This window comes from Isoalcanivorax pacificus W11-5, from assembly GCF_000299335.2.
Taxonomy (GTDB): domain Bacteria; phylum Pseudomonadota; class Gammaproteobacteria; order Pseudomonadales; family Alcanivoracaceae; genus Isoalcanivorax; species Isoalcanivorax pacificus.
This window is the reverse complement of record NZ_CP004387.1, coordinates 1751297-1765715: the sequence shown is the minus strand read 5'-3', so window position 1 is coordinate 1765715 and position 14419 is coordinate 1751297. Positions and strand designations below refer to the sequence as shown.

Here is a 14419-nt window from a genome sequence, read left to right as displayed (position 1 = left end):
GTGCCATGACCCTTTCACGCCTGCTGACACTCTGCCTGTTCACGCTGCTGCCGCTCACGTCGCTGGCCGACGACACCACGCTTTCCACGCTCCAGCAGCGCTGGGCCGAAATCAATTATCAGGTGCCCGCCAGACAACGGGCCGAGGCATTCGAAAAGCTGGCTGCCCAGGCCAGTACGGCCGTCCAGGCCGAGCCGGGCTCCGCCGAGTTGCGCATCTGGCACGGCATCATCCTGAGCACCTGGGCCGGAGCCAAAGGCGGCCTCGGCGCCCTGGGGTTGGTCAAGGACGCGCGCCGCGAGCTTGAGCGTGCCCTGGAGATCAACCCCGGTGCACTGGACGGCTCCGCCTACACCAGCCTGGGCAGCCTTTACTATCAGGTACCCGGCTGGCCGGTCGGCTTCGGTGACGATGAAAAAGCCGAACAGATGCTGCAGCAGGCCCTGATGCTCAATCCCGACGGCATCGATCCGAACTATTTCTACGGTGATTTCCTGCAACGCCAGCACCGTTACCGCGAGGCCGCCGGCGCGCTTGAAAAGGCGCTGGCTGCTCCGGAGCGCGCCGGGCGCACCGTGGCCGACCAGGGTCGCCGCGAAGAGGCCAGAACACTGCTGGCCAGTGTGCAGGAAAAGCTGGATTAAACACTGGCCACAGGCTTGAATGTGGCAGTACACGGCAACCGGAGGTGCCATGCGCGTTCTGCTGGTGGAAGACGACATCGCCCTGGCGCAGGGCATTCGCGTCGCCCTGAAACCCGAGGGCTATACCGTAGACTGGCTCCAGGATGGCGCCAGTGCCCTGCACGCCCTGCAACATGAAAGTTTTGACGTCGCCATCCTTGATCTCGGCCTGCCGAAACTGGATGGCCTTGCCGTCCTCAGGCAACTGCGTGCCAGCGCCGATCCAGTCCCGGTGCTGGTACTCACTGCACGGCATACCACCAGCGACCGTATCCTCGGTCTCGACAGCGGCGCCGATGATTACCTGACCAAGCCCTTCGATGTGGCGGAACTCAAGGCCCGGCTGCGCGCGCTATTGCGACGCAGCGCCCAGCGCCCGGAACCGCTGATCGAATACCGTGGCATCCAGCTCGACCCCGCCACCCAGCATGTGCGCTATGAAGGTGAGGCCGTGACGCTGCAACGCAAGGAATACCTGTTACTGCACGAACTGCTGGCGCGCCCGGGCCGGGTCATGACCCGGGACAAACTCGAACAGGTGCTGTATGGCTGGGATGAGACCGTGGAAAGCAATGCGCTGGAAGTGCATGTACATCATCTGCGCCGCAAGTTGTTTCCAGGCCTGATCCGCACCGTGCGCGGCGTCGGCTATACGGTGGACAAACCCTGATGGATGCCATCCGCACCCGTACAGTCGCCCTGGTGCTCGGCGTATTGGCCGTCGGCCTGACACTGATTTCACTGAAAGGCTACGTCGATGCCCGCCATGAAATCGAGGAACTGTTCGATGCCCAGCTGGCCCGTAGCGCACGCCTGCTGGAAGGCATGGTCGGTGCCGATACGCCACCGGCCACACTGGCCGCCATCCGCGATGCCATGCAACGGGCCACGCCCCATCCCGAACGCTCAGGTCATATAGGCCATCGTTACGAAAACAAGATCAGCTTCGTGCTGTTTGACGCCGACGGTCGTGAACTGCTGCGCTCCGCCAGCGCCCCACCGGATACACTCGCCAGCCTTGCCCGCGCGGTGCGCGGCGTCGACCAGACCACCGCGCCAGCCGAAGACCTGGCCGGCTTCCATAACGCCACTCTCAGTGATGCTCATGGCTGGCGCCTGTTTCTGTTGCCGGACGAACCGGACAACCTGTGGATTCTGGTCGGCGAACGCGAAGACGTGCGCGGCGAACTGGTCGGCAAGATCGCGCGCCGCAACATGCTCCCCGATCTGGTTGGCCTGCCGCTGCTGGCGCTAATGGTGTGGCTGGCGATCGGCTGGGGGCTGCGACCGCTGGCGCGCATGGTCCAGCTACTGCGGCACCGTGACCCGGACAGCCTGAGCCCGCTTCTGCTGGCGCCACTGCCGCGCGAACTTGAACCCGTGGCCGCTGCACTCAACCGCCTGTTGCTGCAAGTCAATGAACTGCTGGAACGGGAAAAACGCTTTCTCAACGACGCCACCCATGAACTGCGCACGCCACTGGCCGTGTTGCGCATTCATGTACAGAACGCGCTGGAAGCCGACGATCCGGGCGACCGGGATGATGCCCTGCGTCAACTGCGCGGTGCGATCGACCGCGCCACCCGCGTAGTCACTCAATTGCTGACCCTGGCGCGGCTGGAACCCGCCGCCGCACGCCTGAACATGACACGCCTGGACCTGGCCGCGTTTGCGCGCGAGGAATTGGCCGAACTGGCCCCCCTGGCACTGGCCCGGCAGCAGGACATCAGCCTGGACGTGGCGCCACAGGCCGACTGTCATCTCACCGCCGATGCCGCCAGCCTCGGCACCCTGCTCCAGAATCTGGTCACCAATGCCGTTCAGTACACCCCCCCACAAGGCCAGATATTGCTGCAACTGGAGTCGGACGCGGAACAGGTGACCCTGCGCCTGCTCGACAGCGGCCCCGGCGTCCCCGCCGCCGCCCGGCAACACCTGACCGAACGCTTCTTCCGTCAGGACAACAGCGACGGCGCCGGGCTGGGGCTGTCCATCGTGGCGCGCGTGGTGGATATCCACCAGGGCCATATCTGCTTCACTGACAGCCCCCTGGGCGGGCTTGCCGTAGTCGTGGTGTTGCCGCGCTCGCCACGGCGTTGACGGGTGCACTGGCGCCCCGGACACGGCACAATGCCTGCCCCGGCAGCCAGCAGACCCGTCACTCCGTGGATACCGCAACGCTCGACAGAACCCTCTCCATAGCCCCCATGATGGACTGGACCACGCGCGACTATCGCTACCTCGCGCGCATGATCAGCCGTCACACGTTGCTGTATACAGAAATGGTCACCGCCCACGCGGTGCTCCACGGCGCGCGCGATTACCTGCTCGGTTATGACGACACGGAACACCCGGTGGCACTGCAACTCGGCGGCAGCGAGCCGGCGCAGCTGGCGGAAGCGGCGCGCATCGGTGCTGATTACGGTTACGACGAAATCAACCTGAATGTCGGCTGCCCGTCCGACCGGGTACAGTCCGGCCGCTTCGGCGCCTGCCTGATGGCCGAGCCGGTGCTGGTGGCGGAATGCGTGGCTGCGATGCAGGCAGCCGTGTCCGTGCCGGTCACGGTCAAGAGCCGCATCGGCATTGATGACCAGGACGAGTACGCCTTTCTGCACACCTTTATCGACACAGTGCGCGCGGCAGGCTGCCACAGCTTCACCATTCATGCGCGCAAGGCGATCCTCAGTGGCCTCAGCCCGAAAGAAAACCGCGAGATACCGCCGCTGATCTATGAGCGCGCCTACGCGGTGAAACAGGATTTCCCCGACTGCGAAATCATCCTCAACGGTGGCATCCGCAATATGGAACAGGTGGCCGAACACCTGCATCAGGTCGATGGTGTGATGATCGGCCGCGAGGCGTATCAGAACCCCTGGTTCCTGGCCGAGGCCGACCCGGTGCTGTTCAACAGCCCGGCGCCCTTCACCGACCGCCACGCGCTGGTGGAAGCCTTCATGCCCTACCTGGAACGCCGCTATGCGGAGGGTGTGCACCCCAAGCATGTATTGCGCCATGTGCTCAACCTGTTCCAGAGCGTGCCCGGCGCACGCGCTTTCCGCCGCCATCTGAGCACCCGCGCGCACCTACCTGATGCCACACCGGCAGTATTGCTGGAAGCCTTGCAGCAGGTCCCGCGTTAACGCAGTCTTGTAATCCGGCGCCGCTACACTGCGCCGCTGACACTGACTTCGGCAGGCGGAATGACATGGCAAGCAAGCGCGCACAATTGGCAGCATGGAGCACCCTGGTCGCAGACACCGGCGAGCTTGCCGCGATCCGGGCCCTGACCCCGGTGGATGCCACCACCAACCCGTCGTTGCTGCTGTCCGTGGCGAAACAGGACACACAGAGCGCATTGCTGGCCGATGCCCGTCACCTGGCCCGGCAGATCGGCCCGACAGAGGACCTCGCCCTGCGCTGTGACGCCTTCGCCACACTGACCGGCCAGACCATCCTCGAACTGATTCCCGGCCTGGTTTCCACCGAAGTCGACGCGCGCCTGTCCTTCGACACCCGCGCCACGGTGGAACGCGCCCGTGGCCTGATGGCGTTGTACCGCGAACTCGGTGTGGACACCGACCGCGTGCTGATCAAGATCGCTGCCACCTGGGAAGGCATCCGCGCGGCGGAAATCCTCGAACAGGAAGGCATCCGCTGCAATCTGACGCTGGTGTTCTCGCTGGAGCAGGCGCTGGCCGCCGCGCAGCGCTGCGCCACGCTGATCTCGCCGTTCGTGGGCCGCATTTACGATTGGTATGTGAAACGCGGCATGCAGGTGGATACCGCCGAACAGGACCCCGGCGTGATTTCGGTGCGCACCATTTTCCATACCCTCAAGGGCCTGGGGCTGGACACTATCGTGATGGGCGCCAGCTTCCGCAATCAGGGCCAGATCGAAGCCCTGGCCGGCTGCGATCGCCTGACCATCAGCCCGGCGCTGCTGGAGGGGCTGGAGCAGGACACCGGCCCGCTCACCCGTCATCTCGACCCGGCCGACATCACCCTGCTGCCGGAGCAGATCCCGATGGACGAAGCCACCTTCCGCTGGGCGCTGAACGACAACCCGATGGCCTGCGAACTGCTCGCCGACGGCATCCGCCGTTTCGCCCGCGACCAGGAAGCCCTGGAAGCCCTGTTGCAGGCCAGCGACTGAACCCCTCGCGTTTCGCACGGTCCATGGCTGTGATATGCGCAACAGGAACCCCGCATGCTCAAACCCCTGCTGGATAATCTGTTTGGCCGCGCCGGCCGTGCCGACGCGGAGCCTGTTGACCTGCGCCGCGCTGCGGCGGCGCTGCTGTACGAAGTGGCCCGCGCTGACGGCGACCTGGACACGCAGGAACTGGCCACGCTGATGGACGGCCTGCAGACACGCTGGCAACTGGATGATGACGCCGTCCGGTCGCTGCTGGACGAGGCCCGCGAAGAGGCCGAAGGCGCCACCGACTATTTTCAGTTCACCCGGCCGCTGCGGGATCACTGGTCAGCAGAACAACGCGCGGCACTGATCGAGGACATGTGGGCCATTGCCCATGCGGACGGGCAGACGCATCCGCGCGAGGAATTCGTGATCCGGAAAGTGGCCGACCTGCTGTATGTGCCGCACAGCGTGTTCATCCGCGCCCGCCACAGCGCCAGTGGCTGATTCCCCGCTGCACCGGCTTCACTTCAGCACCCAGTTCGAAACGCCGCCGAAACAGCCCGCCTGACGGCAAACATCCAGGCGCGCGCCTGCCGTGGCCTCTACTGCGGTACAGCTTCACGTTCTGTTGCCTATCCCGACATCTGTCGGGTACCCGTTCTCCCCGCAGATGTTTACGGTCTCGCCATTCAATCATGGGTAGAGGAAATGGCAATGCGCTCGGGGACAAAGGCACGTGGATGGTCGGTACTGGCTCTGTTGACCCTGTTGGCCGGTTGCGGGGGTGGCGGCGGTGGCGCAGGCGCTCCGCCTCCGGCGCCTCCCACGGCACGGATTCACTTCCCGCCGGACAATTCCCTCTACGATGAACCCGTCATTACCGTGTCCGGCTCCGCCAGCGACCCGCAAGGTGACGGCATTGCTGCGATACGCGTCAACGATGTGGCCGCGCACAGCGACGACGGCTTCGCCACCTGGTCGGTGAGCCTGCCACTGACGGTGGGTGAAAACCGGCTGGTGGTAGAAACCCTGGACGACAGCGGTCAGCGTGCCGCCGAAGCCGATGTGGTGACGGTCCAGGTACGCGCCTTTCCCGCCCTGCGCAGTGTGGGAGACGGCGGGCTGGTGCTCGACAAGGCCAACAACCGGGCCTTCGTGTCCGACGGAACGCTGCGCGCCGTATACACCTTTGATCTGGAAACCGGCCAGCGCACCGTGGTGACCAGCAGCCGGCCAGTGGACAAGTTGCTCAACACCGAGCCCTTTGGCAGCGGGCCGGAAATGGTCCTGCCCCGGTATCCTGGCCTGCACGGCCCGGAGAGCCGGGTACTGCTCATATCCGGCGCGAGCCTCGAGCGCCGGGTCATGGAAATAAACCCCAACACGGGTGAGCGCAGTGTGTTCTACAACCCGAACAACACCCCCGGCTCGGGGCCGGCGTTCGATTTGTTGCGCTCGGCCATTCTGGACCCGGCCAATAACCGCCTGCTGGTCATTGACGGATTCAACGGCAGCATGCGCGTCCTTGCCGTGGATCTCGGCACTGAAAACCGCACGCTGATCTCCGGCTCCGGCCGGGGAAGCGGGCCTGGGCTGGAGGTGGTGGAATCCCTGTATCTGGATGCTGGCGCCAATCGCCTCTTTGCGGTCGACAACCGGAGTGCCAGCGGCCCTTCGCGACGCCTGCTTTCCATTGATCTGACCAACGGCAATCGCACCGTCCTCTCTTCCAGTGGCGAAAACATCGGTACAGGCCCGGCAATGTTCAACGCCCTGTCGCTCGACTTTGACAGCGAGACCCACCGTTTTCTGATCGCCGACTCCAGCGCGCAAAGGCTGCTCACGGTGGATCGGGAAACCGGTGACCGGCAAGTGGTGTCCGGTTTGCTGGAGGCAGAAATGATCGGTGAAGGGCCGGCATTGCTCCGCCTGCGCGCAGCACGCTTTCTGGACAGCCATCGCGCTGTGGTAGTGGACGACGAGCTGGAAGTGCCCCTGATGGTGGACCTGGGCAGCGGCGAGCGGCGCCTGTTGCCCAGTAACGCCATCGGTGCCGGGCCGCGCTTTGAAGAACCCCGAGCCATGGCACGTCTCGGCGAAACATTGGTGGTCGCAGACAAAACCGCCAACGCGCTGGTCTCGGTGGACCTGCAAACCGGTGACAGGACAGTGATGCTCGGTGGCGCATCGTCAGGCCTGCGCGAGCCGGCTCTGCTCACACTGGACCCGACGGCAAACCGGCTGCTGTTTGTGGACGATATCGCCCAGGCGCCACGCCTGATGGCCATGGATCCGCAGACATTGCTGCTGAGCAGTGTGTCAGGGCCGGAGGCGGCCGGGCCGGCGTTGTTCAACCCGGTGTCCATGGTGCTGGATGCCGCTAACCACCGCGTGCTGTTGGCGGACGCAGGCGGCCAGCGGATCATCGCCATCCAGCTGGCCACCGGCGAACGGACCCTGCTGCTTGACGACCTGCCCGTTCGCGGCATCGAGCTTGGCGCCAGCCTCGCCCTCGGCGCGGACGGCAACACCCTGTTCATGCTGGCTGGCAGTAATGACGGCTTCCTGCTGTCGCTGAACCTGACGACCGGCGAACGGCAGACCTTGTCCGGTGAGGACCCGGATACCGGCGACCTGATCGGCGGGCCGGCGTTTGCCCTGTTTGGCTGTTTCGGGATGGCGCTGGATGAAACCCGCCACCGTGCCTTCATTACCTGCCCGTCGGGGAACATCCAGCAGGTGGACCTGGACACCGGGCAGGTCAGTGTGGTGTCCGGCAATTCGGAAGAGATCAACACAGGCGGCGCCGGACCCGGGCTCGTGGACCCCGTGGCCCTGATCGCGGACCTCGACAATCAGCGGTTACTGGTACTGGATATGGCGCAGCGGGCCGTCATGACCGCGGACCTGCGCAGCGGCGACCGGGTGGTGAACTCCTGGACCGATGTCATTATGCGCTAGCCACGTCGGTGGCCACCGGGATCACCGGCGCCACCGCGCGAACAATGCCTGACAAAGAAAGGGGGGCAGGACGACGGCCTTACCAGTCGTCCTCGTCCCATTCCTGCGCTTCCAGATCACTCCCGAACTCGAAATCGTCGTCGGCACTGTAAGTGCCCGCCGCCATGGCGCGGCTGTTGAGATAGAAATCCCGCAGGAAGTTATAGCGGTCGCCGGAAATCGCCGCCTCGTAATCCAGCACTTCCGCCCGCAGGTCCAGCGCATACAGCGCCAGCACGGTCCAGGACGTCAGATCGTGGTCCATATAGCGCCGGAAGGCCAGGTAATCGTCGGGAATCATGCCCACGGTGTCGCGCACGGTGGACGGGCCCAGCAGCGGCAGCACCATGTACGGCCCCTGCGGTGCGCCCCAGCGCGCCAGCGTGATGCCGAAATCGCTGCTGCGACGCTCCAGCGCCACATCGCTGGCCACATCGAACAGCCCGCCCACGCCCAGCGTGGTGTTGACGCCGAAGCGGCCCAGGTTCTGGCCGGCATCACGCCAGCGCCATTGCAGCATGTTGTTTACGCCGCTGCGCAGGTCACGCAGGTTGTCAAAGAAATTGCCGATGGGGGTGCGGATAAAACCGGGCACCACTTTGCGGTAGGCTTTCGCTGCCGGCTTGGCGGTATAGGTATCGACGGTCTCGTTAAAGCCGAAGATCTTGCGGTTGAGTTTTTCCCAGGGGTCGTTGGGATGTGCCACGGCCTGATAGCGCTGCCCTTCGTTCGCAGCACGCACCGCCTGGTCATAATCCGCCTGCGCCGGCAAGGCGGTCAGCACCAGCGGTAGCGCCAGCAGCAGGCCAATCCGTTCATCCCTGAATCTTTGCAGAAACGCCAACACATGGCCTCCGGGCCTGTTTTACGACCGGCGCAGTATAGCACTGCCACATCAGGCTGCTACCGCCAGGGCATCATTCGTCACGGGCCAGCCGCCCCACCTCTTCCAGCCGCGTGCCCAGCAGAATGCCACGCTCGCGCAGCCTTGCCAGCAGGTCCGCGCCATGGCGCAGCACCGTGTCTTCCGGCTGCCCCAACTCGCCGGCCAGGGTCGCCAGCAGCTGACGGCCGCTGTGCAGCGGTGCCGCCGGTATCAGCGCCAGCAACCGGGCCGTGACGGCATTGATTTCCATGAACCGCACCCGGTCCTCCGCATCGCGGTAGATCAACAACCACACCGGCTGCGGCAGTGGCGCCTGCGGCTGGCAGGCCGGGCCGATGTGATGCACCGGCCAGTGATAGCTCAGCACACAGGCCAGCGGCGATAGCACCGGTGCACCCACCAGCAGATCCCCGTCCGGGTTAAAGCCGCTCTCCGGCAGGGTTTCTTCGCTGGTGTCGAGCACCAGTTCCATCCATTCGTAATGCGCCAGCTCTTTCAGAAAAGGCGGGTCTTCCGGTGCCGGCGTGTAGGCGTCGGACGTCAGGAAGGTCACAAACTCGCGGGAAATATCGCGGAAGTACGGAGACTGGCAGCGGTGCCGTGCCAGGAACGCCCGCGCCAGTGCCTGCCAGCGCGCCGCCGGCAGCAACCGGTGCAGCACCGGAAACCCCAGCCGCAGGAAATTTTCAACGTTGTTGAAAAACAGATCGCGATAGATCTGCAGGCGGCGCGCTTCCACCGGCGGCGCCGGTGCGTTGTCCGGGTCCCGCAGATGGGCGGCAAAGCGGCGCTGGATGGCCTGGAATGCCGCCTCGCTCACTGGCGCGCCTCCCGGCGCGGGCGGCCTTCCGCCTGTTGCTGGGCAGCACGGATACGCTGAACCTCGGCCAGCAGTGCCGGCAGTTCGGGAAAATTGAAATCGCGCTCCAGCAGCGTCGGTTTGACGCCGTGCGTGCGATAGGCCAAATCCAGCAGCGACCACACCGGCTCGATCACGTTGCTGCCATGGGTGTCGACTTTCAGGTCGTCTGCTTCGTCATAATGACCGGCGACATGCAGGTACATGATGCGCTCGCCGGGCAGGCCACGAATGAAGTCGGCGGCGTCGTAACCGTGGTTGATGCCGTTGACGTAGGCATTGTTCACATCCAGCAGCAATCCGCAGTCGGCCTCTGCCAGTACTGCGTTGACGAATTCCAGTTCGCTCAGTTGCTGCGCTGCCACACCGCCCGGTGCAGCGTAGTAACTCACGTGTTCAATGCCAATGCGCTGGCCGAGGAAATCCTGCACCTGACGGATACGGCCTGCGGCATAGTGCACCGCTTCTTCAGTGAACGGCATCGGCATCAGGTCATACAGATGGCCGTCGTCGCTGCAGTAGCTCAGGTGCTCGGTGTAGCAGCGCACCTTGTGCTCGCGCAGGAAATCACGCACGTCGGCCAGAAATTCAAAATCCAGTGGCGACGGGCTGCCCAGAGACAGTGACAGGCCGTGGCAGACGAAGGGATAACGTTCGGTAAATTCGCTGAACTGGCGCCGCAGCCGGCCACCCAGCCGGGCCCAGTTTTCCGGGGCCACTTCCATGAAATCGATGGCGCCAGCGAGCTCTGGCGCCTCTGCAAGCGGGCCCATCAGGGCCCGCCGCAGACCGAGACCGGCACCGCTGAGCGGGACGTCTGCCGTCATCATTACCGGTGCTCTCTCTGTGCAAAGACGGTATTCAAGGGTGTCGCTCAATGCACTGGATCAGGCAGAACCGCACTTGCCTTCGCCGCATTTGCCTTCACCATCTTTGCCATCTTTGTCTTCACCACAAGAACCTTCGCCACATTTGCCTTCACCACACTTGCCCTCACCGCCATCGTGGTTATCGGCCAGTTGGTAGCCCGCCGCCAGATCATCGGCAGCGAACGGGTTCTGGTCGGCCTGCGCCGGCATGGCAAACGCGGACGCCATCACAGCAGCGCCCAGAGTGGCCGCCAGCGGGTTCAGTTTCGAGAACTTGGACATGGTCGATCTCCTTGATAATCATTGGTCGGATGGCGGCTGCACTGCCCGCACCTTGAACAGATGCACCGTGTCCAGGAATGTTACAACGACCCGGCATATCCTTTCCGGCAGGCTGTCCTTCGGTGACACCTGATGGCACTGCCCCGAATGACTCTGCCAGAGCCCCTACCTGACAACAAGCACCGTGAACGGTGTGTCAGCACCGAATACGACACAACCCGGCGCCAGGCCGGGTTGTGTCAGGGACAGATCAGCGATCGGGCTTACCAGCCCGGCTGGCCGGTGCCGCCATCGCGCTGGTCATCGCGATCTTCATCGTCCTTGTCGTCACCGTAATCATCCCCGGCCTGCAGAGGCTGGGCCAGATCCTGCGCCGTGGCGCCGACGGTGGGCGCGGCGGCCTGGGCCGCGGGGGCGAACAGAACGGACATCACCAGCGCCAGCGCGGCCAGCAGGGCCATCGGGCTGTAGCGTTTCACGGATTGCATAACACTCTCCTTCATCCAGTTGGAACGTGGCGCGTTATTTGGAACGCACTGGCTTCGGCAGGCGGTGTACCGCCCTGTTCCGCTGTATCGGATGTCATACTGACTTTTTTCCTGACGGGTTACTCCGGTCCTACCGGGTATGTGATCAGAATTCCTGGTTTTTTCCGGCGGAGCCTTGAACCTCCAGCCACTACAGCTTTTATGCTCCGGTCTGCTGTACTAGTATCAACGCTCATCTGAAAACGGTTCCTGATCATGTCCACCCGTGCCCCGGCCCGATTACTGACTGCACTTGCACTGGCATTGTTCATGCTGGTGAACGCGGTCATGGTGGTCAGCGAACCGGCCCGGGCGGCGCTGGATGATGGCGACGCACAGCACTATCTGCTCCACCTCGATGACACCGCCGGGCATACCGACCATACCGCCGGCGGCTATGACTGCCACCATCACCACTGCTGTCACCAGCACAGCCCGCTGGCCACGCCGCTGCCCGGCCTGCTGCTGTCCACCATCGACCCCGGACACCCCTGGCAGGCACAACCTGCCCCACGGCACGACTCCCATACCAGCCAACCTCCGGTTCCGCCTCCCGATCACACCCTCCTGAGCTGATCCGTTACGCGACCGCGCCGTCATTGCCGGGCGCGCGTCACTGACTGTTGAACCGGGAGACCCCGATGCAGAACCCATTGCGTGGCTGGCGCCTGTGCGCGCCAGCACTGATGGTCTGGCTGATCACCGGCACCGCCTACGCGGCCACCAGCCCGACCGCTGACACCGCTCTCATTTCCCTGCGGGAAGTGCTGGGCAAGACCCTTGAACAGAACCCCGGCCTGGCGGCATACCCGCACCGGCTGCGCGCCGCCGACGCCGCCGTATTGCAGGCCGGCCTGCGGCCACAGACGGCGTTGTCCGTGGAAGTGGAGAACCTGGCCGGCGACGCGCCATCTGATGGCATCAACGGCGCCGAGATCACGCTGGCGCTGAGCCAGCTGATCGAACTCGGCGACAAACGCCGGCAACGCACGGACGTGGCCAGCCTGGCCCTCGACAGCGAAAGGCAGGCCTTTGAGCAGGCACGGCTGGAGGTGCTGGGCGAAGCGGTCCGCCGCTATATCACGCTCACCGAAACGCAGGCACGGGTGGCACTCGCCGGGCGGACCCTGGCGCTGGCCGGGCAGGCCGAGCAGGCCGCCCGCCGTCGCGTGCGCGCCGGCGCAGCGCCCGATGCAGAACTGACCCGGCTTACCCTGGCCACCCGTCAGGCGGATATCGCACGCCGCCGCGCCGAGGTGGAACGCGACAGCGCCAGCCAGCAACTGGCTGCACTGTGGGGAGACACCGGCGCCGCCCACCTGCGCCCGGCCAGCGCCCTGCGCCCGCTTCCGGCACTGCCACCGCTCTCGCAGGTGCGCACGCGGCTGGAACAGGCACCCGACCTGCTGCGGCTGGCCAGCGAAACCCGTCTGCGCGAAGCCCGGGCGCGGCTGGCGCAGGCCGAAGGCAGCCGCGATATCACCGTCTCCGTCGGCGCACGGCATGCGCGCCTGAACGACGAGAACACACTGCTGCTCGGCTTCTCCACGCCCCTGAACCTGCGCAACCCCAACCGCGGCAACATTGCCCGCACCGAGGCCGAGCTGGCCGAAAGCCGCGCGCGCCTGGACGCGCGCCGCATCGAGCTGGTGGCAACGCTGGAAGCGCTGTACCGCTCCCTGTCCCTGATCCGCGAGGAACTGGCGCTGATCGACGACGACGCCCTGCCGCTGGCGCGCACGCTGTACCGCGATATCGAAGCCGGCTATGGCGCCGGCCGCTACAGCCTGCTGACGCTGATCAACGCACAGCAGGAACAGCTCGCCCTGGAACAGCGCGCCATTGATCTGGCCGCGCGCTTTCATCAGCAACGCAACGAACTGGAACGCCTGACCGGCCTGGATTTCGCCGGCACCGGCGCGCAGGAGATCACACCATGACACGCCTCTCTTTTATCTTGTTGATACTGTCCCTGAGCGCCGCCCCCGGCGCCTGGGCATCGGGGGACCACGATCACGATCATGGCGACCACGCGGACCACGAGGCCCAGGCCGCCGGCCCGCATGGCGGACGGTTGCTGGAAGACGGCGATATCAGCCTGGAAGTGCAGCAGGCCGAGGAGGACGGCAACGTGACGTTTCAGGCCTGGGTCAGCGCACACGGCGCGCCCGTTGATGACGCCGAACTCGTGTTCACCCTCACCCGCCTGGATGAAGCGCCGCAGACCCTGGTGTTGCAGCGTGCCGGCGACAGCTGGCGCGCCGACGACCGGGTCGGCACGCCGCATTCGTTCGACATCACCGCCACCCTGCGCCACGACGGCGAGACGCACACCTGGCAATGGGCCTCGCATGAAGGCCGGGTCGAGATAGAGGCCGCCATGGCCCGGCAATCCGGTGTCAGCACTGCACCGGCGGGTGCCGGGCAGATCGAACGCCTGGCGCGCGCCTACGGCACGCTGGTGACACCGCCGGACCACAGCGCGTCAGCCCGGGCCCGCTTTCCCGGTGTAGTGACCTCGGTGCAGGCCACCGTCGGGGATCGTGTCAGCCAGGGCGACACACTGGCGGTGATCGAATCCAGCGACAGCCTGCGCAGCTATCGCCTGCGCGCGCCCATCGATGGCGTGGTGCAGAGCCAGACTGTCAGCCCCGGTGCGGTGGTCGCTGACGCCCCGCTGTTCACGCTGATCAACGACCGGCGCCTGTGGGCCGAACTGAAGCTGTTTCCACGCCAGCGCGGCGAAGTGCGCGCAGGGCAAACCGTGCACCTGCGCACCGGCGAGCACCGTGTCGAGGGACGCATCGCCCACATCACACCGGGCGCTGCAGGTGCGCCTTATGTGATCGCGCGCGTGCCCCTCGACAACCCCGACGGCCGCTTCGCCCCCGGCGACATGGTCAACGCCGACATCGTGGTGGAGCAGGAAGAAGTGCCGCTGCGCGTGGACAACCGCGCACTGCAAACGGTGGACGCCCGCACCGGCGTGTTTATCCAGGCCGGCGACAGCTACGAGTGGCGCCCGCTCGACCTGGGCCGCCGTGACGACCGCTATACCGAAGTGCTCGGCGGCCTGCGCGCCGGCGTGCGCTACGTGGTCGACAACAGCTACCTGATCAAGGCCGATCTCGAAAAAGCCGGCGCCGCCCACGAGCACTGAGGAGAGTCA

At 65.2% G+C, this 14419-nt stretch carries 15 protein-coding genes; 10 read left to right on the top strand and 5 right to left on the bottom strand.

Going from position 1 to position 14419, the window contains the following annotated elements:
* Positions 1–5: 5 nt before the first annotated feature.
* The 7 genes from S7S_RS07935 (at position 6) to S7S_RS07905 (ending at position 7788) form a co-directional block, all read left to right on the top strand.
* Positions 6–644, top strand: coding sequence for a tetratricopeptide repeat protein (locus S7S_RS07935; RefSeq protein WP_008735810.1), 639 nt, complete (start codon positions 6–8; stop codon positions 642–644).
* A 49-nt stretch (positions 645–693) separates the two neighbouring features.
* Positions 694–1353, top strand: a complete 660-nt coding sequence (locus S7S_RS07930; RefSeq protein WP_008735809.1) for a response regulator transcription factor — start codon at positions 694–696, stop codon at positions 1351–1353.
* Entirely contained in the window at positions 1353–2783 is a 1431-nt protein-coding gene (locus S7S_RS07925) for an ATP-binding protein (RefSeq protein ID WP_008735805.1), read from the top strand. The genes S7S_RS07930 and S7S_RS07925 overlap by 1 nt, the downstream gene beginning before the upstream one ends.
* A 65-nt stretch (positions 2784–2848) precedes the next feature.
* The gene (dusA, locus tag S7S_RS07920; RefSeq protein WP_274544721.1) at positions 2849–3826 is read left to right on the top strand and encodes a tRNA dihydrouridine(20/20a) synthase DusA; all 978 of its coding nucleotides are present in this window, start codon (positions 2849–2851) and stop codon (positions 3824–3826) included.
* A 65-nt stretch (positions 3827–3891) separates the two neighbouring features.
* Positions 3892–4839: a transaldolase gene (locus S7S_RS07915; RefSeq protein ID WP_008735801.1), complete on the top strand. Its 948-nt coding sequence runs from the start codon at positions 3892–3894 to the stop codon at positions 4837–4839.
* Between the two features lie 54 nt (positions 4840–4893).
* The gene (locus S7S_RS07910) at positions 4894–5331 is read left to right on the top strand and encodes a tellurite resistance TerB family protein (protein WP_008735798.1); all 438 of its coding nucleotides are present in this window, start codon (positions 4894–4896) and stop codon (positions 5329–5331) included.
* Between the two features lie 210 nt (positions 5332–5541).
* Positions 5542–7788, top strand: a complete 2247-nt coding sequence (locus S7S_RS07905) for a hypothetical protein (protein WP_144401620.1) — start codon at positions 5542–5544, stop codon at positions 7786–7788.
* Between the two features lie 79 nt (positions 7789–7867).
* Here the strand turns inward: S7S_RS07905 and S7S_RS07900 are convergent, their stop codons facing one another.
* From S7S_RS07900 to S7S_RS07880, 5 genes are all read right to left on the bottom strand, one after another.
* Positions 7868–8674: an MlaA family lipoprotein gene (locus S7S_RS07900; protein ID WP_144401619.1), complete on the bottom strand. Its 807-nt coding sequence runs from the start codon at positions 8672–8674 to the stop codon at positions 7868–7870.
* A 70-nt stretch (positions 8675–8744) separates the two neighbouring features.
* On the bottom strand, positions 8745–9533 hold the full coding sequence (locus S7S_RS07895; RefSeq protein ID WP_008735792.1) for an HvfC family RiPP maturation protein: 789 nt from the start codon (positions 9531–9533) through the stop codon (positions 8745–8747).
* The gene (locus tag S7S_RS07890) at positions 9530–10399 is read right to left on the bottom strand and encodes an HvfB family MNIO-type RiPP peptide maturase (RefSeq protein WP_052269312.1); all 870 of its coding nucleotides are present in this window, start codon (positions 10397–10399) and stop codon (positions 9530–9532) included. Before S7S_RS07890 ends, S7S_RS07895 begins: the two co-directional genes overlap by 4 nt.
* A 60-nt stretch (positions 10400–10459) precedes the next feature.
* Positions 10460–10723, bottom strand: a complete 264-nt coding sequence (locus S7S_RS07885; protein ID WP_008735788.1) for an HvfA family oxazolone/thioamide-modified RiPP metallophore — start codon at positions 10721–10723, stop codon at positions 10460–10462.
* 263 nt (positions 10724–10986) lie between these two features.
* Positions 10987–11211: a hypothetical protein gene (locus S7S_RS07880; RefSeq protein ID WP_008735787.1), complete on the bottom strand. Its 225-nt coding sequence runs from the start codon at positions 11209–11211 to the stop codon at positions 10987–10989.
* Between the two features lie 255 nt (positions 11212–11466).
* Here S7S_RS07880 and S7S_RS07875 point away from each other — a divergent pair, with 255 nt between their 5' ends.
* From S7S_RS07875 to S7S_RS07865, 3 genes are all read left to right on the top strand, one after another.
* Positions 11467–11826 carry a hypothetical protein gene (locus S7S_RS07875; RefSeq protein WP_008735785.1) on the top strand — a complete coding sequence of 120 codons (360 nt, stop codon included), beginning with the start codon at positions 11467–11469 and terminating at the stop codon, positions 11824–11826.
* Between the two features lie 65 nt (positions 11827–11891).
* Positions 11892–13190: a TolC family protein gene (locus tag S7S_RS07870; protein ID WP_008735783.1), complete on the top strand. Its 1299-nt coding sequence runs from the start codon at positions 11892–11894 to the stop codon at positions 13188–13190.
* Entirely contained in the window at positions 13187–14410 is a 1224-nt protein-coding gene (locus S7S_RS07865; protein ID WP_008735781.1) for an efflux RND transporter periplasmic adaptor subunit, read from the top strand. The genes S7S_RS07870 and S7S_RS07865 overlap by 4 nt, the downstream gene beginning before the upstream one ends.
* Positions 14411–14419 lie beyond the last annotated feature (9 nt).

Excerpts from the sequence above, each read along its gene's own strand:
- S7S_RS07935 (WP_008735810.1), top strand. The coding sequence starts at position 6 with ATGACCCTTTCACGCCTGCTGACACTCTGCCTGTTCACGCTGCTGCCG.
- S7S_RS07930 (WP_008735809.1), top strand. The coding sequence starts at position 694 with ATGCGCGTTCTGCTGGTGGAAGACGACATCGCCCTGGCGCAGGGCATT.
- S7S_RS07925 (WP_008735805.1), top strand. The coding sequence starts at position 1,353 with ATGGATGCCATCCGCACCCGTACAGTCGCCCTGGTGCTCGGCGTATTG.
- S7S_RS07915 (WP_008735801.1), top strand. The coding sequence starts at position 3,892 with ATGGCAAGCAAGCGCGCACAATTGGCAGCATGGAGCACCCTGGTCGCA.
- S7S_RS07910 (WP_008735798.1), top strand. The coding sequence starts at position 4,894 with ATGCTCAAACCCCTGCTGGATAATCTGTTTGGCCGCGCCGGCCGTGCC.
- S7S_RS07905 (WP_144401620.1), top strand. The coding sequence starts at position 5,542 with ATGCGCTCGGGGACAAAGGCACGTGGATGGTCGGTACTGGCTCTGTTG.
- S7S_RS07890 (WP_052269312.1), bottom strand. The coding sequence starts at position 10,399 with ATGACGGCAGACGTCCCGCTCAGCGGTGCCGGTCTCGGTCTGCGGCGG.
- S7S_RS07885 (WP_008735788.1), bottom strand. The coding sequence starts at position 10,723 with ATGTCCAAGTTCTCGAAACTGAACCCGCTGGCGGCCACTCTGGGCGCT.
- S7S_RS07880 (WP_008735787.1), bottom strand. The coding sequence starts at position 11,211 with ATGCAATCCGTGAAACGCTACAGCCCGATGGCCCTGCTGGCCGCGCTG.
- S7S_RS07875 (WP_008735785.1), top strand. The coding sequence starts at position 11,467 with ATGTCCACCCGTGCCCCGGCCCGATTACTGACTGCACTTGCACTGGCA.
- S7S_RS07870 (WP_008735783.1), top strand. The coding sequence starts at position 11,892 with ATGCAGAACCCATTGCGTGGCTGGCGCCTGTGCGCGCCAGCACTGATG.
- S7S_RS07865 (WP_008735781.1), top strand. The coding sequence starts at position 13,187 with ATGACACGCCTCTCTTTTATCTTGTTGATACTGTCCCTGAGCGCCGCC.